This window comes from Chitinophaga silvisoli, from assembly GCF_003412465.1.
GTDB classification, from domain to species: Bacteria; Bacteroidota; Bacteroidia; order Chitinophagales; family Chitinophagaceae; genus Chitinophaga; species Chitinophaga silvisoli.
On sequence record NZ_QTJV01000007.1, the window covers coordinates 224492 to 248298 of the forward strand.

At 45.8% G+C, this 23807-nt stretch carries 19 protein-coding genes; 10 read left to right on the forward strand and 9 right to left on the reverse strand.

The genetic code is table 11. The features are described 5' to 3' along the window. Window positions 1-35: 35 nt before the first annotated feature. Complete coding sequence (locus DXN04_RS19705; RefSeq protein ID WP_116855108.1) at window positions 36-1274, reverse strand: nucleoside recognition domain-containing protein; 1239 nt, start codon at window positions 1272-1274, stop codon at window positions 36-38. Window positions 1275-1489: 215 nt separating this feature from the next. Here DXN04_RS19705 and ychF point away from each other — a divergent pair, with 215 nt between their 5' ends. Further along, window positions 1490-2593, forward strand: a complete 1104-nt coding sequence (ychF, locus tag DXN04_RS19710; protein WP_116855109.1) for a redox-regulated ATPase YchF — start codon at window positions 1490-1492, stop codon at window positions 2591-2593. Between the two features lie 175 nt (window positions 2594-2768). Beyond that, window positions 2769-4208, forward strand: coding sequence for a sulfatase-like hydrolase/transferase (locus DXN04_RS19715; RefSeq protein WP_116855110.1), 1440 nt, complete (start codon window positions 2769-2771; stop codon window positions 4206-4208). A 38-nt stretch (window positions 4209-4246) separates the two neighbouring features. Here DXN04_RS19715 and DXN04_RS19720 read toward each other — a convergent pair whose 3' ends face one another. Then, a complete protein-coding gene (locus DXN04_RS19720) occupies window positions 4247-6997 on the reverse strand; it encodes a TonB-dependent receptor (protein WP_116855111.1) in 2751 nt (916 codons plus the stop codon). A gap of 306 nt (window positions 6998-7303) precedes the next feature. On the opposite strand from DXN04_RS19720, the gene DXN04_RS19725 reads away from it, so the two are divergent. Further along, entirely contained in the window at window positions 7304-7843 is a 540-nt protein-coding gene (locus DXN04_RS19725; protein ID WP_116855112.1) for a hypothetical protein, read from the forward strand. 92 nt (window positions 7844-7935) lie between these two features. On the opposite strand, the gene DXN04_RS19730 is transcribed toward DXN04_RS19725, so the two are convergent. The 5 genes from DXN04_RS19730 to metX all read right to left on the reverse strand — a co-directional run bounded on the left by DXN04_RS19730 (window position 7936) and on the right by metX (window position 15203). Further along, the gene (locus DXN04_RS19730; RefSeq protein ID WP_116855113.1) at window positions 7936-11058 is read right to left on the reverse strand and encodes an efflux RND transporter permease subunit; all 3123 of its coding nucleotides are present in this window, start codon (window positions 11056-11058) and stop codon (window positions 7936-7938) included. Between the two features lie 3 nt (window positions 11059-11061). Further along, complete coding sequence (locus DXN04_RS19735; RefSeq protein ID WP_116855114.1) at window positions 11062-12144, reverse strand: efflux RND transporter periplasmic adaptor subunit; 1083 nt, start codon at window positions 12142-12144, stop codon at window positions 11062-11064. 19 nt (window positions 12145-12163) lie between these two features. Beyond that, window positions 12164-13462 (reverse strand): TolC family protein, encoded by a 1299-nt coding sequence (locus tag DXN04_RS19740; RefSeq protein ID WP_116855115.1) that lies wholly within the window; start codon window positions 13460-13462, stop codon window positions 12164-12166. Between the two features lie 103 nt (window positions 13463-13565). Then, on the reverse strand, window positions 13566-13937 hold the full coding sequence (locus tag DXN04_RS19745) for a hypothetical protein (protein WP_116855116.1): 372 nt from the start codon (window positions 13935-13937) through the stop codon (window positions 13566-13568). 249 nt (window positions 13938-14186) lie between these two features. Next, entirely contained in the window at window positions 14187-15203 is a 1017-nt protein-coding gene (gene metX / locus DXN04_RS19750; RefSeq protein ID WP_233525636.1) for a homoserine O-acetyltransferase MetX, read from the reverse strand. Between the two features lie 229 nt (window positions 15204-15432). Between metX and DXN04_RS19755 the strand changes: the two genes are divergently transcribed. From DXN04_RS19755 to DXN04_RS19775, 5 genes are all read left to right on the forward strand, one after another. After that, on the forward strand, window positions 15433-15855 hold the full coding sequence (locus DXN04_RS19755) for an OsmC family protein (RefSeq protein ID WP_116855118.1): 423 nt from the start codon (window positions 15433-15435) through the stop codon (window positions 15853-15855). 77 nt (window positions 15856-15932) lie between these two features. Beyond that, the gene (locus DXN04_RS19760) at window positions 15933-17114 is read left to right on the forward strand and encodes a trans-sulfuration enzyme family protein (RefSeq protein ID WP_116855119.1); all 1182 of its coding nucleotides are present in this window, start codon (window positions 15933-15935) and stop codon (window positions 17112-17114) included. A gap of 83 nt (window positions 17115-17197) precedes the next feature. Then, complete coding sequence (locus tag DXN04_RS19765; RefSeq protein ID WP_116855120.1) at window positions 17198-17773, forward strand: hypothetical protein; 576 nt, start codon at window positions 17198-17200, stop codon at window positions 17771-17773. A 165-nt stretch (window positions 17774-17938) separates the two neighbouring features. Then, on the forward strand, window positions 17939-18289 hold the full coding sequence (locus DXN04_RS19770) for a hypothetical protein (protein ID WP_116855121.1): 351 nt from the start codon (window positions 17939-17941) through the stop codon (window positions 18287-18289). Window positions 18290-18403: 114 nt separating this feature from the next. Next, entirely contained in the window at window positions 18404-20935 is a 2532-nt protein-coding gene (locus DXN04_RS19775) for a DUF5686 and carboxypeptidase regulatory-like domain-containing protein (RefSeq protein ID WP_116855122.1), read from the forward strand. Window positions 20936-21024: 89 nt separating this feature from the next. Here the strand turns inward: DXN04_RS19775 and DXN04_RS35635 are convergent, their stop codons facing one another. Then, window positions 21025-21147, reverse strand: coding sequence for a hypothetical protein (locus DXN04_RS35635; RefSeq protein ID WP_262512489.1), 123 nt, complete (start codon window positions 21145-21147; stop codon window positions 21025-21027). 240 nt (window positions 21148-21387) lie between these two features. Here DXN04_RS35635 and DXN04_RS19780 point away from each other — a divergent pair, with 240 nt between their 5' ends. After that, window positions 21388-21594, forward strand: a complete 207-nt coding sequence (locus tag DXN04_RS19780) for a hypothetical protein (RefSeq protein WP_116855123.1) — start codon at window positions 21388-21390, stop codon at window positions 21592-21594. Window positions 21595-21769: 175 nt separating this feature from the next. Beyond that, complete coding sequence (trhO, locus tag DXN04_RS19785) at window positions 21770-22801, forward strand: oxygen-dependent tRNA uridine(34) hydroxylase TrhO (protein ID WP_116855124.1); 1032 nt, start codon at window positions 21770-21772, stop codon at window positions 22799-22801. A 248-nt stretch (window positions 22802-23049) separates the two neighbouring features. Here the strand turns inward: trhO and DXN04_RS19790 are convergent, their stop codons facing one another. Continuing rightward, window positions 23050-23709: an efflux RND transporter periplasmic adaptor subunit gene (locus tag DXN04_RS19790; protein WP_116855125.1), complete on the reverse strand. Its 660-nt coding sequence runs from the start codon at window positions 23707-23709 to the stop codon at window positions 23050-23052. Between the last annotated feature and the right edge of the window lie 98 nt (window positions 23710-23807).

Genomic DNA, 23807 nt, shown 5'->3' on the forward strand with positions numbered 1-23807 from the left:
GTAAGTGGTGGTGCCGGTAAGATAATAAATAAGGTTTATTTATGCCAGAAGAAAATATAACCGACAATGATAGCGCCTATGAGGCCTACCACATCCGCAATCAGCCCACAGGTAAGGGCGTACCTGGTATTCTTGATATTTACAGATCCGAAGTATACGGCTAAGATATAAAAGGTAGTTTCTGTAGAGCCCTGGATGACGCTGGCCAGTTTACCCTGGAAAGAATCGACACCATAGTGCACAATCGTGTCTACCATGAGGCCCCGTGCCGCGCCCCCGCTGAAGGTCTTCATGATACCAACAGGCAGAACCGGTACGAAGTCAGTATTCAGTCCCAGCCAGGATACCACGGCACCAATACCGCCGGTTACATAGTCCAGGCAACCGGTACTGCGGAAGGCGCTGATACCAACCAGCATGGCAACCAAATAAGGAATGATCATTACGGAAGTCTGGAAACCTTCTTTAGCCCCTTCAATAAACACATCGTAGACATTCACTTTTTTGATCAGTCCCAGGGTAAGGAAGGATACGATGATAGAAAAGATCACCAGGCCGCCTGTCAAGGCTGTATAAGTTGCTAATTTTTCAGCAGGCAGGTTATGCATGGCGTAATACAGTACGGCCAGCAGTGCACCGAAAATGCCCAGGAAGATCAATACCGGCAATTTGAAGAGGTTCAACCGCTGGTAGATGGCAACGGCAATCATACCCGATATAAAAGAAATGAGTGTACCTATGAGGGTCGGAATAAAGATATCGGCCGGGTTGGCGGCATGCTGGGCCAGGCGTATAGCGATCACCGATGTGGGAATGAGGGTGATGCCCGCGGTATTCAATACCAGGAACATAATCTGGGCATCGCTGGCGGTATCTTCCTTTTTATTGATCTCCTGCAGCTGCTTCATGGCTTTCAGGCCCAGGGGAGTGGCGGCATTGTCCAGTCCGAGTGCATTGGCACTGAAGTTCATGAGCATAGACCCCATGGCCGGGTTGCCCTTTGGAATGGACGGAAACAGTTTGGAAAAGAAAGGAGTTACTGCTTTGGCAAAGACTTCAATCATCCCCGCTTTTTCTCCTACTTTCATCATTCCCAGCCAGAAGGTCATGATTCCGGCCAGGCCCAGGGAGATCTCCGCCCCGGTTTTGGCGCTGTCGAACATGCCAGTCATTACGGTAGAGAACACAGCGGTATCTCCCAAAACGATCAGTTTTAAGAGTGCCACGACGAAAGAAATCAGGAAAAAAGCCAGCCAAACGTAGTTTAAAGCCATGAATTTAGATTGGTTATATAAGTAATCCGGTAAATGTAATAAATTTTTCAGCCGGCTGCAAGCCAGCACCTTTTGTGGGGTAAAACAACATTTAGATACATGAGCGCAAAAAATGCAGGATGCGATCAAACCTTTTTCCCGGCCAGAAGCGGCCGGACGGCAAAACTTATTGATTAAGTTAAAAAAGTACTATCTTCGCGCAAATTTTTTAAAAAATGGCGTTACAAGCAGGAATTGTTGGATTACCGAATGTGGGAAAATCGACATTGTTTAATGCGGTGAGCAACAGCGCAAAGGCGCAGGCTAGCAACTACCGTTTTTGTACTATTGAACCTAACGTAGGCCTGGTGGATGTACCGGATGTGAGGCTGAGCAAGCTGGCTGAACTGGTAAATCCAAACAGGATCGTTCCAACTACTATCGAATTCGTAGACATCGCCGGCCTGGTAAAAGGTGCCAGTAAAGGTGAAGGTCTGGGAAACAAGTTCCTCGCCAATATCCGTGAGGTAGACGCTATTGTACACGTAATTCGTTGCTTCGAAGATGACAACATCCTCCGTGAAGAAGGTGCGATCAATCCTATCAGCGACAAGGAAATCATCGATACCGAGCTGCAGCTGAAAGACCTGGAGAGCGTGGAAAAGAAGATCGCCCGTACTGAGAAGATGGCGAAAACCGGTGGTGATCCGAAAGCAAAGAAAGAATTTGAAATTCTGAAACAATGCCAGGAACACCTGGAAAAAGGTAAAAATATCCGTGAACTGGGACTGAGCAAGGAAGACCGTACTGCCATTGCAGACCTGTTCCTGCTGACAGAAAAACCAGTACTGTATGTAGCTAACGTAGACGAGGCCAGCATGCACACCGGTAATAAATATTCACAGGCGTTGCAGGAAGGTGTAAAGGCAGAAGGCGCGCAGGTGATCGTGATGAATAATACTATTGAAGCACAGATCTCTGAAATGGAAGATCCGGCTGACAAGGAACTGTTCCTCTCCGAATATAACCTCACTGAACCAGGCCTGAACCGCCTAATTCGTTCTGCTTACAACCTGCTGGAACTGATCACCTACTTTACAGCGGGTGTACAGGAAGTAAGGGCCTGGACCATCCATAAAGGCTGGAAAGCGCCGCAGGCAGCAAGTGTAATCCATACGGATTTCGAAAAAGGCTTTATCAAGGCGGAGGTGATAGCTTATGATGATTTTGTGAAGTATGGCTCTGAGAGTGCTGCGAGAGATAATGGCCGCCTGAGAATAGAAGGTAAAGAATATATAGTGGCGGATGGCGACGTTATGCACTTCCGTTTTAACGTATAAAAGATGCTTCACGGCTGTAATGGCCGATGAGGGTTACAACAAAAGATGCCCTGGGCCGGTTGGTCCCAGGGCATCGCCTATTTAAAGGGGGCTGCTCCCTTAGTATTTAAAATTTTTAAGCTTCGTTAAGCTTTCTCTTTTTATATTTGTCTACTTAATCAGTAGACTATTCAATATGAAAAGAACATTTCTTCTACCTCTTATACTGGGAGCTGCTGTCTTAAGCAGCTTTACAGGCCCCAAACCGGCTGCAAAACGTCCGCCAAATGTGATCGTCATCCTTGCAGACGATTTAGGTTATAGCGATTTACAAGCCTATGGCAATGCCAAAGTACGCACGCCCAACATTGATGGTTTAGGTAAGAGTGGTATACGTTTTACCACCGCTTATTCCGCTGCGCCGATCTGTTCCCCCTCCCGTGCGGGATTGATCACTGGCCGGAGCCAGGTACGATTCGGCTATGAATTCATGCCCGAAACCAGCGGTGCTACCCAAAATGGATTGCCTGCTTCTGAAATCACCCTGGCGCAATTACTGCACGACAAGGGTTACGCTACCGGTATCGTCGGAAAATGGCACCTGGGTACTGGCGATGGCTTCTATCCGGATCAGAAAGGATTTGATTACAGCTATTATTTCCAGGCTGGTTTATCGCCTTATACAGAGGGGGAACTGGATACCAGCAAATATGTGGGCATCCGTGCACCCTGGGCGCTGACTGATAAAATTGCCTGGACACCCCGCAAAGGAGCTACTTCCATCCGCGAAGGGCGGGAGGTGGTCAAAGATACCTCTTACCTGACCTTCTCACTTGCCAATAAAGCGACACAGTTCATCCGGCAGCACAAAGACGGACCTTTCTTCCTGTACCTCACCTTCAATGCTCCGCATGATCCTTTCCAGGTACCTAAGGCTTACTATAACAAAGTAAGCACTGAAAAAGATTCCCTGAAACGTATTTACTACGGGATGATCGAAGCCCTGGATGATGCTGTAGGACAAGTCTTGCAACAGGTAAAGGCCGCAGGTCTGGAAGACAATACTATCATTTTCTTCACCAGTGATAATGGTGGTGCCAGCTATACCCGTGCCACAGATAATTATCCTTTGCGTGGTGGGAAATGTACTCATTTCGAAGGTGGTTTATCCGTGCCATTTTATGTGCGCTATCCGGGCCATATTGCCAGCGGCGTGACTTCCGCACAGGAGATCTCTTCCCTGGATATTTTTGCGACTGCTGCGGCTTTGTCCAATGCTACCCTGCCTGCAGACAGGACTTATGATGGTGTGAACCTGTTACCTTATTTACAGAAAGGAACTTTGACTAAACACCCACATGAGAAGTTTTATTGGAGAAGTGGATTTTCAAAAGCATATCGCAGTGGCAACTGGAAATTAGTAATAAATGAGCATGACAAAAAAGAATGGTTATTTGACCTGGGTAAGGACAGGGAGGAGAAAAATGACTTGTCAGCATCACATCCGAAGGAGTTGCAGCAATTGAAAGACGAGTTGAAGAAATATGAGGAGACCCAGTTGCATCGTCCTTTGTGGGAGAGCCGGTATAATACGACAGTAGAAGAAAGAGGAGAGGAATATACATTCCCGATATAAAGAAAGGCGCGGTTGATGCCGCGCCTTCTTTTATTTATTTATTTCAACAGATCTTCAAACAGCAGTGATACATAATAAATGCCACCTGCCATTGGGTTACCCAAAGAAGTCTGGTAATAATGATTGGTAATATTAGAACCACCTACTTTAATGGTGGCTTTTACCTTCGGTATTCTATAACTTACCTGCGCATCCAGCGTTGAATATGCAGCTACGTCACCCTGTACAAAACTTGAGTTCCACACAAAGGCATCCTGCCAGCGATACATCACATTAAATCCAAAATTTTTGTACACATTCCTGTTAGACAATCCCAGGTTAAAACGATACTTCGGCGTGTTAAATGCATTGGTCAGGGTCTTGGAATCCTTCGTGATATCATTGTAAGATACATTACCTGTAAGCGTCCATTTGCCAATCAGGTAATCCAGTCCCAATGCACCACCCTGCGTCACCACATCGGCAGGATTGTTTACATAAGTAGCAAAAATATTAGCCCTGCTGAAGGCTGGATCTGAAGCCAGCGGCTGTGTAGGCTGAATCAGTACCAGGTAGGAGAGGAAGTTGGTATACTTGCTGTAATAGTAATAAGCATCGATCATCAGGCGGTTATCGATCAGACCCTTATAACCTACTTCATAAGAACTTACGCTTTCAGGTCTGAACTTCCCAAAAGTGTAGGCTTCCAGTTTGGAAGGATCGCCGGTAGCCGCATACTGTTGTACGCTGGCTTGCGTATACCCTTTTGTGTTATACAGGTCATACTTGGAGATCATTGCGGGCAATCCACCAATCAGCCTTGTATTGGAGCGGATCGGCAAGTCAATATACTGATCCTGGTTGGTAGGATTACGATAAGCTGTCTGGAAAGAAAGACGGATATTATGCTGTGGTGCTACTGTAAACACACCGGAGATACGGGGTGTAAAGCGGCCGTCAAAGTTTTCGTTCTTATCATAACGTACAGAACCTGTCAGCTTAATCCTGTCATTCACCAGTTTCTTACCCACCTGTACAAAACCACCATATTCATTGATCCCGATACGGCCATTTGCATCATCAAAGATAGTTCCGTCAGAGTTGAGTGCATAATGTCGGAAACTGGCACCAGCCTGTAGGTCGAACACTTTCACATGATCCGTGAAATCATAGAATCCTTCGTAATGATACAGGTTGGTTTTATCATTGAATTTCGCACCATTACGATCTGCACCAAAACCGATATAACGGGAGGTAATGGCTTTCTTAGCGGTATTGAAGGCATCAGATCCAGGTAAGAGCCGGTTCCTGTCAGCATATCCACGGGCGATGGCATGTGCTTCAGCATCTGTCTTCACGCCTGGTGCCCCCTGGAATACACCCAATCTTGCCTGGTTGTATACGGTGGCATATTCTGCAAACCAGCCACCGGTTACATTGCCATTGGCATCGTAGGTAGCACTTGGATTATAAGATTCATTGAGGATCGTACCTAAGGCAGTTGCATTGTAAGCTTCACCGGAACGTTCCTGGGTAGTGTAAGCGCGGAGGTAGAAGCGTTTGCCCCTGAGTTCTACCTTATACTGCCCCATATTGAAATTGCGGAGAGAGTAGCGGTCAGATCCGGTGTAAACGGTTGTACCGCGTCCCCAGTTACCCTGGATAATACCTTCCAGGTTGTCCGTGAATTTATAGTGGAAAGCACCGCTTAGCTTTAAGCTTTTGGTGCCATAGTCTACCAGGTCCTTTTCCCGGTAACCGGTACGGGACACTGCCACGCCGTTCAGGTAACCGGCGCTGGCACCATAAGTAGTGGTGATTTCATCGCCATATACATTGATCCCATCGTAATTAGGATCTGAGGAGTGTGAGAAGCCCGCTTTTGTTTTACCATTCAAACGGTCATAGTTGGTAGAATCCAGTGCCTGCCAGTCGTCTGCCTGCAGGTAGCTCACATTCAGTTTGAATGCGAAGCGGCCGAATGCCTTTGCATAACGGGCTGCCAGGTCGGGAATAAACCCTACATAGGGTTGTTGTGATTTGTTGATGTGATTGACACCGCTTTGTAGGCGAAGGCTCAGCCCCTGGTATTCAAACGGACTTTTGCTGGTCATGAGCAATGTACCGTTCATACCACCGGCACCATACAAGGCGGAAGATGCACCGGGCAATAATTCTACAGATGCCACATCCAGTTCGGAAAGACCTAAAATGTTGCCTACAGAGAAGTTGAGACCGGGTGCCTGGTTGTCCATACCATCTACCAGCTGGTTGAAGCGGGTGTTTCCATTGGTATTGAAACCACGGGTGGTCACGGTACGGAAGGTAAGGCTTTGCATACTGGTTTCTACGCCTTTCAGGGAGGGGAGTGCATCGTAAAAATTGGGGGTAGGTGTTTCCCTGATGGCCGTCGCATTGAGTTTTTCAATAGACACAGGAGAATTGAGAATCGATTCTGATACACGGCTGGCGGCTACCACCACTTCTTCTCCCAGGATTTCGGTGGAGCTGAGCTGTATATTATTACTTTGTTCGTTCGAGACCTGTACCTGTTCGCTTTTAAAACCTACAGATGAGAAAATAAGTGTCAGCGGCAACGATCGGGTGGTGTTTAATTTATAATGGCCGCTGGCGTCAGTGATAGTCCCCGACAAGGTACCTTTCAAGCTAACGGTTACCCCAGGTAACGGATCCCCCGTGCTCTTATTGGTTACAGTGCCGGTAATGGTTTTTTGCTGGGCTTGTGCTACTGTGAAAATGGATAATAGCAGCATACAGCACAGACTGGCTTTTACAAAGCAGTTCTTCATATAGTGGCGATTTTGCGATTTCGATTGAAGGGGTGTATAATTTTAATTGAATATAAGTAATAAATGTTAATAAAAACAAAAAGTGGGCTACCGCAAAAGTGGGAATTTGGGGTGTGAAGCTTTTATACCAAATTAACTCCAATAGATCATCATAAGTTCACTAAAAGGGCACTTGTATATCGATTGGATATTGAAGTGCCCTTCTAATGAAGATAATGTTACGTATTAGTACTCAATTAGTGTTAAAGCTGTATTGGGATTCACCACTAATAGGTATATTAATCTTATCATCTAAAAATGTTTGTTATGGCCATTATTAAAGACAATATTCTCTTTCAGCACGTCCGGGGCACCATCGGTGGGCAATTCACGATTTACGAAAGAAACGGCCGGATCATTATTGCCAAAAAACGTAAGCGGTCAAACAGGAAGCCCACTCAAAAGCAAAAAGAAGCCCGGTTTAGAATGATGGAAGCAGCTGCGTATGCGAAGTCGATCCTGAAAGACCCTGAAATAAAGGCTTACTACCAGTCCAAAGCAGGTCCGGGTCAGAATGCTTATAATATGGCTGTGAAGGATGCTTTTAACTCTCCTGAGATCCAAAAACTGAAATTTGAAGATACCACTGTAGTAGTGACCGCGAAAGATGAATTCAGGGTAGCAGAAGTAGCGATAAAAGTAGTCGATCCGGCAGGTGTTATCCTGGAAAATGGGAAGGCTGTTTTAGGCCGGAATGGTGTGGATTGGTATTATAAAGCGGTGAATTTGCCCGCTGGTGGATGGGTAATAGCGACGGCAGTGGATTTACCCGGGAATGAATCAACGAGGGAAGTAAAACTGGAATAAACAGCACCGGTTTGAATGTAGCAATGAAATTGATTCCCCACATAAAAAAAGAAGATGCCTCAATGAGACACCTTCTTTATATAATTTGAAACTTAATCCATCTTCTGGCCTACCTTGCGGTACCCCAGGTAGAAGAATAACGGGAATACCAGCAGCGTCAATACGGTCGCGGTAATCAAACCTCCGATCACCACTATCGCCAGTGGCTTGGAAGTTTCAGAACCAATCCCTTTCGACAATGCCGCAGGTAGCAATCCTATTGCCGCCATCAGCGCCGTCATCACCACCGGGCGTACCCTTTCGCGTACCCCGTCCCTGATGGAAATTTCCAGGGTATGATGATTAAAGTCGAGCTTCTTCACCTTCGCCATATTATTCTTAAATACCGATATCAGGATCACCCCGTTCTGGATACAGATCCCAAACAGTGCAATGAAGCCGATACCTGCGGAGATACTGAAGTTTGTACCGCTGATCAGCAGGGCAGCAATACCTCCGATGATCGCAAACGGTACGTTGATCAATACCAGGCCCGCATCCTTCACATTGCCAAACATCACAAACAGGATCAGGAAGATGATCATCAGACTGATAGGTACTACCTGTGTCAGGCGTTTGGTGGCACGCTGCTGGTTTTCAAAGTCACCTGCCCACTGCATTTCATAACCTTTATCCAGTTTTACCTGCTTGTTTACTTTCGATTGCGCTTCTGCAATCACACTACCCATGTCACGACCACGTACGGAGAACTTCACAGCTGTATACCTCCTGTTATCATCCCGGAATATGATGCTTGGCCCCGTCAGTGTCCTGATCGTTGCAATGTTTTTGATAGGCACTTTTGCACCACGCAGGGTAGGTACCATCAGGTCACTGATCGCTTCCGCATTGTTACGATATTGCTCATCATAACGCAGGCGCAGCTGGAATTTACGCTCACCTTCATAGATCTGGGTGATTGCTTTACCCCCAATCGCCATTTCAATAATCGCGTTCGCATCGGCAGTGGTCACACCATACAGTGCCATTTTGTTTTCATCCAGTTCTATATCCAGTTCCGGCTGACCGATGTTCTTGATCACACCCAGGTCTGTTACACCGGGGATGTTCTTCATGATATCGTATACCTGGTTAGCCTTGCCTTCGGTATACACCAGGCTATCACCATAGATCTTCACGCAGAGTGAACCTTTCACCCCGGATACCGCTTCCTCTACGTTATCCATGATCGGTTGGGAGAAGTTCAGGTTGATACCAGGATAGACAGACAATTTATCCTGCATCCGGTCAATCAGCTCTTCTTTGGTGATACCGCTCTTCCACTGTTTCTTCGGGTAGATATCAACGTGAAATTCGATGTTATAGAACCCTGTTGCATCCGTACCGTCGTTCGGACGACCTGTCTGCGACATGACCTGTTTTACCTCGGGATAAGACAGGATGATGCGGCGCATTTTGTTGGCAATTGCCTTGGATTCTTCCAGCGATACGCTGAGCGGGCAGGTAGCACGGATATAGATCGCACCTTCATCCAGCTCGGGCAGGAACTCACTCCCCAGGAATTTGAAGTTGAACAGCCCGACTACTACCAGCCCCAAGGCTACCAGCAATGACAGGCGTTTGTTCCTGTAGGTCCAGGAAAACATTTTCATGACACCATTGGTGATGAACTCCACGAATACGTTGTGCTTTTCCTTAACGTTCTTACGCAGGAGCAGGCTACTGAGTAATGGGATCAGTGTCAGGGTCAGGATCAGCGCACCCAGGAGCGCAAAACCCAGTGTCCATGCAAGGGGGGAGAACATTTTACCTTCTACCTTCTGGAAAGAGAAGATAGGGAGCAGCCCCGCGATGATGATCAGTTTGGAGAAGAAGATCGCCTTACCCAGTTCACCACCGGTATTCTTGATGATCCCCAGCTTGGATAATTTATTGAAGCGCTCCATCCCCATCTGGTGAGCCTTCTGGTCGAGCAGCACGAAGATCCCTTCCACCATCACGACGGCACCGTCAATGATGATACCGAAGTCAATCGCCCCCATCGACAGCAGGTTCGCAGACATGCCTTTGAGCGTGAGACAGATAAATGCAAAGAGCAGTGCAAGCGGGATCACGATGGCTACGATCACGGTAGTACGCCAGTCGGCCATGAAGAGGAATACGATCACCGTTACGAAGATGATACCCTCCAGCATATTGTGCAGTACGGTGTGGGTAGCAAATTCGATCAGGTCACTACGGTTGTAGAAGGTATTGATCTTTACATCCTGTGGCAGCACTTTTTCGTTCAGGTAAGTGATCCTGTCCTGTACGCGTTTGATGACCTCACTGGGGTTTTCACCCTTACGCATTACGATGATCCCTTCCACCACATCGTTCTGTTTGTCGCGACCTACCTGGCCTAAGCGGGGCAGGGCAGAGATGGAAACAGTTCCAATGTCCTTCACCAGGATAGGGGTACCATTGATATTGTCTACGATGATATTACCGATTTCTTCTGCATTGTTCAGCAAACCGATACCGCGTACCACATAAGCCTGTGAGTTGTCTACGATCACATCGCCACCTACGTTGATATTACTTTTCGAAATTGCGTTCGATACATCCAGCGGCGTGATATCATAGGAAGCCAGTTTCTGTGGATTTACTGCAATTTCGTAGGTCTTTACTTCACCCCCAAAACTCACCACATCGCCTACACCGGGTACATTCAGCAGGCGGCGTTCGATCACCCAGTCCTGCAGGGTTTTGAGTTCACGTACCGTTTTGGTTTTGCTCTCCAGTGTATAACGGAAGATCTCACCGGTAGGGCCGGTAGGTGGCTGTACATCAGGATCTGCACCATCCGGCAGTTCTACATCGCGCAGCAGGTTGTTCACCTGTTGACGGGCAAATGCATCGTCCACGCCGTCTTCGAAGATTACCTTCACAACTGACAGGCCGAATACAGTTGTAGAACGAACGGATTCTTTTTTCTGTACAGGGTTCATGGCTATTTCCACCGGTACAGTGACGAATTTTTCTACTTCTTCCGCACTTCTGCCGGGCCATTGGGTAATGATTGTAATCTGTGTATTGGTTACATCCGGAAAGGCCTCAATGGGAATATTTTTGAATGCGATCACACCCCATACGATGAGGACAATGGTCGCAAAACCTATGAACAGCTTATTCTTTAACGAAAAAGCAATTATCTTTTTTATGACTTTCTGCATGGATTATTTTGTATTAAGGGCATCATAAATAAATACCTGTGAGCTGGTCACCACCTGGTCATTGACCTGCAGGCCGGAGATAAACGCCCTGTTGTCGATACGACGGATCACTTTGATCTCGCGGATTTCAAGCCCTTTAGCAGTTTTTACCACTACATATTGCTTGCTGTTGTCCATCACGACTGCACTGGCAGGGATGCTCAGCATGCTGGTAGCGGCAGGTTTGGTATTTACTTTTACAGTGGCAAACATCTCTGGTTTCAGTTCCCCGCTGGCATTCTGCATGCTGATCCGCACCTGCATGGTACGGTTCGTGGGGTCCAGTACGTTATAAACCTTGTCGATCTTACCGATGTAGTCTTTTTCAGGGCTGGCGAGGGTAGTGACACGTACTTCATCGCCCAGTTTGATAGCAGGAATATCTGCTTCGTATACATTTGCAATGATCCACACAGTATTGAGGTCGGCAACAGTGAAGAGGTTCGCGTTGTTGTCCTGGCGAACTTCTGAATTGTTGGAAATATTTTTCTCAATTATATAACCGCTGATGGGTGCTTTCAGGGTATAAGCAGCGCTGCTGCCGCCGGTGATGCTGGCTACGGAGCGGGCACGGTTCAGTTCAGATTCTGCTTTCTTTTCTTCGATCTGTGCAGCCAGGTAATCCTGTTGGGTGGCGAGGTTGCCTTCGAAGAGGGATTTTTGGGTCTCTACATTCTTCTTAGCCAGGGCGACATTCGATTCAGCGACAGATACATCGTTGCTGATGCCGGCTACTTCAGTACTTTGCAATACAGCGAGCAGCTGGCCCTGTTTTACATAATCGCCCAGTTCAACATTCACGGATTTGATTTTACCACTTACCAGGGCGTATACTTTGGCTTCTTTGGTTTCGTCCGGAACGATTTTACCATTCAGTTTGATGGTTTCCGAAGGATTCTCGAAAGTAGCAGGTGCGGTCTGAACATTTTTCACGAGGCTATCAGACAGTGCGTTTTCATCTTTGGCTACTTCGGGCGTGTGACCACCGCATGCCGTGAGCATACATCCAAGTGCAACAGGAAAGAGATATATAACGAAAGGTTTCATGACTATACTAAGGTTGTGATTAATTATTGAACAAAGTTTTACCCACAGCAAAATTGAGTGTTTCGATAGCCTGCATTCTATCGTTTTGCAATTGGTTTAGTTGCAGCATATTTTCTTTATAAGAATCGTAGAAGTCTGTCAGCTCCAGCAGACTAAGGTTCTTCTTCAGGAAGTTGTCAGTCACTGATTTCAGCAGTTGTTCGAACTGTCCGCGGAAATCAGGGTCTACAGATTCCAGCATTTTATCGGTATTCAATGCTTTGAGGTAAGCGGTCTGCACTTCGTTTTCCACTTTTTGTGTTTGCTGTGTTACCTGCAGTTTTGTCTGATCTATGCTGTAGGTAGCAGCTTTGATATTGCCCTGGTTCCTGTTGAAGAAGGGGAGGTCGATACCAACGGTGAGGAAGCTGGCATTGTTAACGAAGCTGCCACGTTTATCGAAGTCTGCGCCCAGGTTCAGGTCGGGTACGGCCATGGCTTTCTGCAGTTTTAGGTTTTGCTGGTTATAGAGCAGATTGTTCTGCGCCATCAGCAGATCCTGTCGGTTAGCGTAGGCGGTGTCTACCAGGCTTGCCAGGCTGATATTCCGGATAGCAGGCAGGTTGGCGGCAGCATTTTCAGGCAGGTCTATAATATAGTAAGCATGATTATTGGCCAGCAGGATTTGCAGTTCTGATTCGATATCACTTACCTGGTTTTCGGCGGCGGTACGGTCTGCCTTCAGGCTATAGAGCAGGGAGCGCAGGCGCACAGCATCTTTGAGGGTTACGAGACCTTTGGACTGGAGGTCCTTGTAGGTGGCATCCATCTTTTCGAGGGAGCTGATCTGGTCTGCGTAGGCTCTCATAGAATTCTGCAGGTAATAAGCCTGGAAGAAATTACTACGGAGGGAGTAGCGCAGGGTTCTGAGCAGATCAAAGAATGCATTTTCAGACATAGCTGCGGTTGTTTGCGCCAGTTTTATCTGTTTGTTTCTTTTACCTGCCAGGGAAATGAGCTGGGTAATACCGATTTCGTACTGACCATGTTGATTACTGAGATCAAAGAATTGCTTCCGGTCTGGGTTGTACAGGTTCCCACTCATCTGGAGGTTGGGGTTGTTGTACAATCTGGCCTGAATGATCTGGGCGCGGGCGATAGAGATATTGTATTTCTCTGCCAGCAGGTCCAGGTTTTTCTCCAGGAATTGTTTTTCGGCATCCTGCAGACTTATATGCACGGTATCCTGTGCAGATACTTTGAATGCGAATAACAACATGATGATACAACTGGCTACAATCCGGGGAGGGCGCTTTGTTTTAGAATCCCGACTATACATCTGATTTGAATTTAATACTATTAAAGTGAAAGACCTGTATGTACACGAGCTCTCTTATCAACCATTTATAGCTGATAATAGTTCATGACTTATCGCGTAAAAGTCAGGCTTCCGGGGGAGGAGTGAGAATTTCGTAGGCGATGGCAAGTGGTTTTTGTACAGCAAGAAACGGGTACGCCACAGCCAGATCATTGGTAGAGGGTTCCTGCCTGCTGCAGGTGATTTGTTCAGGATTGGCGATGTAATAAGACACGCTGTTGCTTCCGGTGAAGTAATGTGCCTGGTCATCGTCTTCGTCCTGCTGGGTGACAGCTGTGTGGCCCAGTACTACATGATTGACGAAATCGAAAATGGTGTTGACATCATTGATTTGTCTGCCGCGGGCATCGAATATATCCTTCTCATCCGCGACCGGGATAAACATAGTAGTCGCAATATGTAGGAAGAGTAATATGTAAGAAAATACCTTTGTCATGCTAAATCTGGTACAAATATAGACTGGGGCTATAACAGTTTAAAGGGTCTTAAGGAATTTTAAGACCTTTTTAATTAGATTTTAACGCATTGATCACATGGTGAAACCGGGGGAAACACTTTAATTATCAAGGCTTCAAACAGGCTAATACTGCGTATTTTCATTCGGTTAATGATAAATAAAGCCCCCTGCAAACGCTCATTGCTTTGCAGGGGGCCTATCTTATTTTAATGTTTGTTTGCTGTTGAATTAAGCCAGCCAGTCGTTCAGCAGGGAATCGATCTTATCGACTTCTATCAGGAAACCATCATGGCCATACGAAGAATCGATTTCGTGGTAGGTAGCGTCGGGGATGTGCTTAGCGAGGAAGTGTTGTTCTTCCGGCGGGCACAGCACATCGCTGGTGATGCCCACGATCAGGGTAGGTTGTTTGATAAGGGCCAGGGTAGCTGCCTGATCTGTGCGTCTGCCGCGGGCGATGTTGTGACTATCCATCGCTTTGGTGAGTCGCCAGTAGGCCTGTGCATTGAACCTTCTTACCAGTTTATCGCCCTGGTAGTTGATATAAGAAGCAGCTTTGAAATCGTCCGTTTTGTCATTGTCCGGGTCGGATTGGGTGCGAACGAAAGTCTGGTAATTACGATAAGTGAGCATGCCGATGGCTCTGGCGGCTTTTAAGCCATTTGCGCCGGCATTTGGCGTATGATCCCTCCAGGTGCTATCCGCTTCAATAGCCAGGCGCTGAGCGGTATGTATGGCTATTCCCCATGCGCTTTCTGAGGCACCTGTGCTGAGCAATGCCAGCTGACGGATGCGGGCAGGTTCCAGCAGGGTCCATTCCAGGGACTGATAGCCCCCCATAGAGCCGCCCATGAGCAGCTGAATTTCTTCAATACCCAGGTGTTCGCGCAGCAGGGTATGAGCCTGCACCATATCCCTCACGGTGATTTGTGGAAAAGAGGAGTAATAAGGCTTCCCGGTAGCAGGATTGATGGAAAGCGGGCCTGAACTGCCGTAGCAGGAGCCCAAGATGTTTGCACATACAATGAAGTGGCGGGCAGGATCAATGGCCCTGCCCGGGCCTATGAGGCCTTTCCACCAGTCGGCTACATCCGAATTGGCAGTAAGGGCATGGCAGATCCAGATCACATTTGATTTGCTGTGATTCAGCGTACCGTATGTGTGATAGGCGATTTGCAGCTCCGGTAACACGACCCCGGACTCCAGTGTAAATGTGTGCTTATTATGATAGATCTGTACCGTCAAAACCCCGGAAAAATTTGCGCAAATATAACATATGACGGGTATAAGTCAAGAAAATGGGAAGAAATTTGGAAATCATCTAATTTATCAGGGCCGCAAAACGTGGAAAATGCATCTCCATTTAAATTATTTGGTGGCAAAATAATCTGAGCTTGCCGGCTTTTTACCAAATTATGACTTCTTAAAAAATCCTTCTGCATTACTTATATTTGTAGGATAAACAACATCTAATATGAAGATTTCATTACAGAGAATCGACGACGCGTTCAACATGGAAGCTGTAGACGAGCAGGGACATAAAGTTTCAATGGACTCTTCCATCGAGAATGGCGGAAAGAATAATGGTGTAAGACCTATGCAGATGTTGCTGATGGGACTCGGTGGCTGCTCTGCGATAGATGTGGCTATGATTCTGAAGAAGCAACGCCAGGAACTGAGTGATTTTAGAATTGAAATAGATGGAGAGCGTGAGAAGGGTAAAGAACCATCCATTTGGGAGAATGTTCATATCATTTTTCATCTTTCCGGTGAAAATCTGGATGCTGACAAAGCAGCGAGGGCAGTTGAACTGTCTATGACTAAATATTGTTCCGTGGCGGAGACACTGCGTAGGGCAGGAGGCAAGCTGACATGGGAAACCAGGGTAAATGGTTGATTGAGTCAAATAGATAATTGACTTCGTCAAATATTTAAAAAATAATGGGGTTTACTAAAAACTAACTAACATAAGTAATGGAGAAAGATCAATACCGGCCGGAAACGAATGCAGTCAGGATACAGACGGAGAAGACCTGGCAGATGGAGCACTCTACACCACTCTTCCTCACATCCAGTTTTACCTACGACAGTGCAGAGGAGATGCGGGCTACCTTTGCAGATGAAACGGATAATAATATATACAGCCGTTTCAGTAATCCCAATGTAGATGAATTCGTACGTAAAGTATGCAGCCTGGAACAGGCTGAAGACGGTTATGCCACCGCATCCGGTATGAGCGCTATTTTTGCGAGCTTTATGGCCCTGATGAATGCAGGCGATCACCTGCTATCCGCCAGCTCTATCTTTGGTTCTACCCATACAGTTATTACCAAATTCCTCCCTAAATGGGGTATTGAGTATACTTATTTTGATATCAACAAACCAGAAACTGTAGAAGCGCTGATCAAACCAAACACCAAAATGATGTTTGTAGAAACGCCTTCAAACCCAGGTCTGGAAGTAGTTGATATCAGCCTGCTGGCAAAGATCTGCGACAAGCATGGTGTCATCTTAAACGTTGACAACTGTTTTGCCTCTCCTGTATTGCAGAAGCCTATCACACTTGGCGCGCACATCGTCACTCACTCCGCTACCAAGTGGATGGATGGCCAGGGACGTGTACTGGGTGGGGTAGTAGTAGGTAGAAAAGACCTGATAAAAGAAATTCATACATTCTGCCGCAGTACTGGTCCTGCAATTTCTCCATTCAATGCATGGGTACTGAGCAAGAGTCTCGAAACATTACATATCCGTATGGCAAGGCATTGCGAAAGTGCGCTGGCACTGGCCAAAGCCCTGGAAGGAAATCCCTTGCTGCAATGGGTGAAATACCCCATGCTCGCCAGCCATCCGCAGCATGAAATCGCAAAGGCACAAATGACTGCTGGTGGCGGGATCGTCTGCTTTGAACTGAAAGGCGGACTGGAACAGGGAACCCGTTTCCTGGATGCCCTGAAGATGCTGACCCTGACAGCCAACCTGGGCGACAGCCGCAGTATTGCATCACACCCTGCAAGTACTACTCATGCTAAGTTGAGTAATGAGGAAAGACTGAAAGTTGGTATTACGCCGGGCATGATCCGGATCTCTGTGGGACTGGAAAATGCACAGGATATTATCGATGATATAAATCAGGCGTTGGAAATAAGTAAATAATTTTGCATATTTGAAGGGCTGAACAAAAAGTACGATTTTGTTCAGCCCTTTTTTTATTTCCTTTACCTATTTTATTTAATCCTATGCGTCGCTTATTATTCCTATGCCTGTTCCTGATGGCTACGGTAGCTGCCTTTGCGCAGCGCGGTGTAGCTATCCTGCCCTTCTCCATCAATTTTGGTGTGCCAGCGGGAGAAGTTACACCCGAAATGCAAGAATATAGTAAGAAGATTGGTGTCTTTTTACAGGAAGCTCTCTACAATTCCATTTATGCGGGTGGCGATACTCTGCAACCCGCTTCCAGGACAAACAAACTCTTTGCCGATGCCGGTATTGAACCCGATCAGCCGTATTACCTGGACAAGACAGGTTTGTGCATCCTGCTAAAGGTAAAGTACGTGATTGCCGTACAGGTGACTTTTGGGAAAGGTGCTGATAAGGCAAAGAAAGAAGGTGGTCCGGACTGGTACAAGCTGACGAGTGATATGGACAAATCACGCGGCTTCAGACTGGAAATCTTCGGCTCCAATGGTCAGAGTGCCTGGGATTACAAGGAGAACTATAGCTGGAATCAGCTGATTGTTCCAAACTCGCAGGTGATTCAGCCGGAGACTTATACCAGGATAAAAAAACAGATCGAAGGGTTCCTGCAATTGTAGCCGGACCGGGGGCTTCTTAGAAGTATAATCCGATTGAAGGGTTCTTACGATAATCATTGGGAGCTTATAATTATTTCAACCAAATTCAAGGGGGGCTTCTGATATTATATTTAAATTGAAAAGTGTTACCATTATATAAGACCTTTTTTTCGTTATCTTTCCGTTATGAAGTCATTCCCTCGTTTTATCCTGATCGTTATACTCAGTTATCTGGGTGGCTTATTCTTACCATGGTGGACAGTGGCAATTGCAGCTTTTATAGTAGCTGTGGTGATCCCTTTGCCGCCATTTCGTAGTTTTATGAATGGCTTTATTGCGGTGTTCCTGCTTTGGCTGTCACTGGCTTTCGTGGCGGACATACGCAATGATCATATCCTGGCGAACAGGATGAGTGAATTAATACTGAAAGTAAAAAGTCCTATACTGATTGGCGTAGTAAGTGCGTTTATCGGAGGACTGGTTGCTGGCCTGGGAAGCCTGTCAGGTAGTTACCTGAGATACAACAAAAAATTATAGACACCTTTTTATTAAAAATATGCTGTTGAAAATCGCTTTTGCTGTTAGTAAAAGCGATTTTCTTTCATAAAAGAGATTTGAACTTTTCAGTGATCTCCTTACACAACATTGATTATGCCCAAAAACGTACTGACCGTATTATTTTGCTTCTTATTTAACCTTTCACAGGCTGCCATTATCAAAGGGCACATCACCAATGAACAACACACCCCGCTTCCTTACGCAACCATCTTCATAAAAGGTACTACCACCGGAACAACCAGCAATGCCGGCGGCCAGTATCAGCTGGAGATCCCTGCGGGCACCTATACACTGGTGTGCCAGTACATGGGGTATCGTAAACTGGAAAAACAGATCACCATTTCCAATAGCGACCAGACCATCGACTTTGTCCTGCAACCGGTAAGTATGCAGATCAAAGAGATCGTCGTTAAATCCGGCGGTGAGGATCCTGCCTACGCAATCATTCGGGCGGCTATCAAAAAGCGCAATTTCTATCGTCACCAGGTGAGTGAGTATACCTGTAATGATTATATCAAAGGCATGTTCAAACTGAGAAACGTGCCGGAACAGGTCTTCTTCCAGAAAATTAATAAGAAAGACATGGGCCTGGACTCTAATGGCCAGGGAGTGGTATTCCTCTCCGAATCCATGACACGTGTAGACTTCCAGGAGCCGGACAAAGTAAAGGTCGAAGTGCTCTCTGCACGCCAGAGTGGGGGTGGATTTGGATTTAGTTTCCCGGCCTTCATCGACTTCTACGACAACAATGTAACGGCTGTCATTACCCAGTTCAACAAGAGAGGCTATATTTCTCCTATCGCAGAAAACGCTTTGCTTTATTATAAATACCAGCTGGAAGGTACCTTCCAGGATGATGGTAAAATTGTGAACAAGATCAAAGTCATTCCCCGCAGGAAATTTGAACCCTTATTTTCCGGTACCATCTTTATTACCGACGATGACTGGCGCATTCATAGTGCAGACCTGATGCTCACACAGGAATACCAGCTGGAGATTATGGACACCCTGCGGATCAGGCAGATCCATGTACCGGTGAATAACGAAGTATGGCGCACCAAAGACCAGGTGATCACCATGAGCATCAAACAACTGGGTTTTGATATGGTAGGCAACTTCGTAAATGTATATTCCAATTATGATCTGCACCCCAACTTTCAGAAAAAGCACTTTGACAATATTATTATGCGGTATGACACCGCTTTCGATAAAAAGCTGCTGGCTTACTGGGATAGCATCCGTCCGGTACCATTAGAGAAGGAAGAAGTGAAGGATTTTCGTGTGAAAGACAGTACAGCCCAGGCGGAAAGAGACAGCGCCAGGTCATCCCGCACCCTGGATACCCTGCGTGCGCACCAGAAACCTGTCAAAATTACCGACTTCTTCTGGTCGGGACCAAAGCATCACTATTATTTCCAACGGGATACCGGAATTTATTCACACCAGCTGTCCATGAATGGGCTGCTTAAGAAAATTGCATACAACACTGTAGAAGGGCTGGTACTAAGTGTGGAACCTGAATTAAAACTGAGCCTGGCCCGCTCACAGGAACTGAGGATTATGCCACATATCCGGTATGGATTCAGCAATACGCACCTGAATGCCTGGACGTACCTGCAATGGACGCAGGAAAGCAGGATCCGGAATAGCATCGGTCAGAATTCCTGGTTACTGGGCGGGGGAAAGAGGGTGAGTCAGTTCAACCACGATAACCCGATTTCTGCCCTGGAAAACGAGTTTTATACGCTGTTCCTGAAGGAGAACTATATGAAGTTGTACGAGAACTATTTTACAACCCTGCAGTTCACCCGCCGGTTTGAGAATAATTCATTCCTCAGGTTGGGCGTACGGTATGAGGATCGTATGCCACTGGAAAACACAACGGATTTTGTAATCTTTAAGAACAGCAGGAAGGAATTTTTACCCAACCATCCATATGAGCTGGCCGACATTCCATTTGCCCGGAACCAGGCATTGGTGGCGGAAGTTGGTTTTTCGTTCCAGCCAGGACAGAAGTTTATTGAGCTGCCGGACAGGAAGATTGCATTTGGGTCAAAGTATCCCATTTTCGGGCTGACGTATACCAAGGGGATTCATGGACTGGCGGGCAGTGATGCGGATTTTGACAAATGGCAGTTCCAGGTGAAAGATAATATGAACCTGAAATTGTTCGGAGAGTTTATGTACAGGGTGAGAGTGGGTGGATTCCTGAATGATAAACATGTAGATCTTCCTGATTTTCAGCACTTCAACGGAAATCAGACGTTCTACAATATCAATTACCTGAATAGTTTCCAGCTGGCACCTTACTATAGGTATTCAACGACGGCATCCTTCTATACAACGGCAAATGTGGAGCACCATTTCAACGGATTGCTGACTAATAAAATTCCTTTGTTCAACAGGCTAAAATGGAATCTTGTAGCAGGTTCGAATGCATTCTATGTGAACCGGGATAATAATTATGTAGAAGTTTTTGCCGGTTTGGAGAATATTTTCAAGGTATTGCGCGTTGATGTAATCGCAGGATACCAGAGTAAGGATGCAACGAGAATGGGAGTGAGGTTAGGATTTGGTGGTTTGTTTGGCGGGATGGTAAGACAGCAGAATACGCCAGAGCCGTAGCCGCTAAAACTGATATTCCTGAAAATGGGCATGCTCCAAATGGAGATATAAAAAAGGGAAAGCCTGCCATTGACTTTCCCCTTGCCTGCTTAGTATCTTTCCTTTCTTGCTTTGTAGCTTTCTTTGGGATCACGATCATAAAAGTAAGCCAGGAGGCGGTATATCCACAATCCTACGATAAAGTAAAAGATGTAAAGAAAAACTGTACTCATAAATTCACATTTTTGGGTTAAACGCTGATTACTTGTCCGGTTCGTTTAAGTCAAAAAGAGTGCCAAGTCTTAAAATTTATTTATATACAATAATAATCAGATAGTTATACGAGTTCAGATATGTCAGCGGCAGCCTGAACTTTTGTACCTGTATCATGTTATAATAATAAGAGTAATCTAAATTCAAGCCAGATTGGTCTGGACTTTTATAACATGTTCGTGTGATTAAATTATCCCCTTATGAAAAGAATTGCATTATTCGCATTCATCCTGGGCGTGGTACTGGCTACGCTGGCTTACTTCGCAGAGATCTATGACTGGGTAGGTTTACAGGAGTATCTGACGGTCGGTTTTACAGGTTATGTATTGATTATCAGTAGTGCGGCGTATTATATGTCGTCTGTATTGTATGAGTGGTCTATGGAGCCTGCGGTTTGGGAAGCGTGAAATTTAAAAGCATATTGTTACCTTTGCATTGTCTGAACCTATTAGTTTAAGCATTCCAAATACGTAGATTCAGACAGAATTAAAGAAATTAACGTTACGAGGTCCTTATCAGGTAAGGGGTTCGTAGAAATTTTGCTCACAAGGCAAGTGTTCTTAAAATTTCTACCAACAAACAATGGCATTACACAACCGCATTTCCGCCGCTGAACTTAAAGTGAAGCTGGCAGCAGAGACATTCCGTCGCGTCACTGTCTCGTTTTACCAGTACGCAAAAATCGAAGATCCAAAGGCTTTCCGTGATGACTTGTACCTGAAGCTCGATGAGCTCCGGGTATTTGGCCGTATTTACGTAGCCTCCGAGGGCATCAATGCCCAGATCAGCATTCCTGAGCACCATTTTGAGGAATTCAGGAATCGCCTGTACGCGTATCCTTTCCTCAATGGCATACGCCTGAATATCGCCGTGGACGATGATGGCAAATCCTTTTGGGTACTCAAAATCAAAGTGCGCGAGAAAATCGTGGCCGATGGTATTGAGGATCCTTCCTTTAGCATGGAAAACAAGGGTAAGTACCTGAAAGCCAAAGAATTCAACGACCTTACTGACGATCCTGATACCATCGTGGTCGATATGCGTAACCACTACGAATATGAAGTGGGGCATTTCCAGAACGCGATTGAAGTACCATCTGATACTTTCAGGGAGCAGTTACCTATGGCGGTAGATATGCTAAAGGAGAAAAAAGATGCAAATATCGTCATGTATTGTACCGGTGGTATTCGTTGTGAAAAGGCATCGGCTTATATGCTGCATCATGGATTTAAGAATGTATTCCACCTGGAAGGGGGGATTATTGAATATACCAATAAGGCAAAAGAACAAGGCTTACCGCTTAAGTTCAAGGGTAAGAACTTTGTGTTCGACGATCGCTTAGGGGAGCGTATTACGGATGAAATCATCAGTAATTGTCACCAGTGTGGAAAGCCTTGCGATACGCATACGAATTGTAAGAATGATGGCTGTCACCTGCTCTTTATTCAATGCGAGGAATGTGCGGCGAAGTATGATGGATGTTGTAGTGAAGAGTGCCAGACAGTGTATCACCTGGAACCGGAGGTGCAGCAGGAAATGAGGAAGGGAGTTGACAAGGGAGTGATGGCATTTAACAAAGCAAAGCAGCGATTACGGCCCAGGATAAACGAATAAAAAAAATACGCTCATGCATTAGCATGAGCGTATTTTTTTAAAACTAAAACTTAAAATTGACTAATCTGCCTATGATTAATCGACATTGCTATTCCAAGGATACGAGTTATTAAAAAGAAAAACCGCCCCGCGTTGTTTCTTCTGCGGCGGGGCGGAGTAATTGAGCATGAAAACAGTTCAGACAAATTTAACATCTGAAAGAGCTGCGTTTGCATGTCCATTCTATCAACCTATATGCGAACTAAAACTTAATTCTCACTTAATGCATCATAGATCAGCTGCTGGTGATCTGATATCACATTCTCTCCCGCGTCCAGTCCCTTGCTGATATATGTTACTTCCCCTGAAGTCGTATACGTTTCTACCTCTCTTAACTGGATATTGTACTTATCCTTAAATACCAGCACATAATTCCTGCTATGATCTACGATCACCGCATTCTCAGGTACCGCTACCATATCATCTCCTTCGCTATAATGTAAAATGACTTTTGTGAACATTTCAGGCTTTAGCAACTTGTTCGCATCATCCAGTTTTATGCTTAACTGCATTGCATTTGAAGAAGAATCGACGGCATCTACAGTTCCGTAAAAAACCTTATCAGGCAGCGCTGCCGTGACGATTTCAGCTTTATAGCCTTCCTTTACATCATCCAGATGCAGCGAGGAATAATCGACAAGGATCTCTACATCTTTTTGCTTACTGACCTTTGCCGCTACTTTACCTGAAAAATGTAATTCCATTTGCACAGGTTCAATACTGGCAGTATCTATCCGAATTGTCTTCAGCATGGTATCACTTAGTACAAAAGTCTTTTTAGTGACCCCGCCTTCCAGCTGCGGATGTTTGCAGCTCCCCAGGAAAAGTCCCGGAGTAAGTAACAGGGAAAAAAGAAAATTGCACTTCATGTCGTTCTGTAGAATAATAGCAAAATTCCCCATTCTCACTTAAAGAATGCTTTAAAGGCAATTAAAAACTCATTAAAATACAGGAATGTAAGGGATGC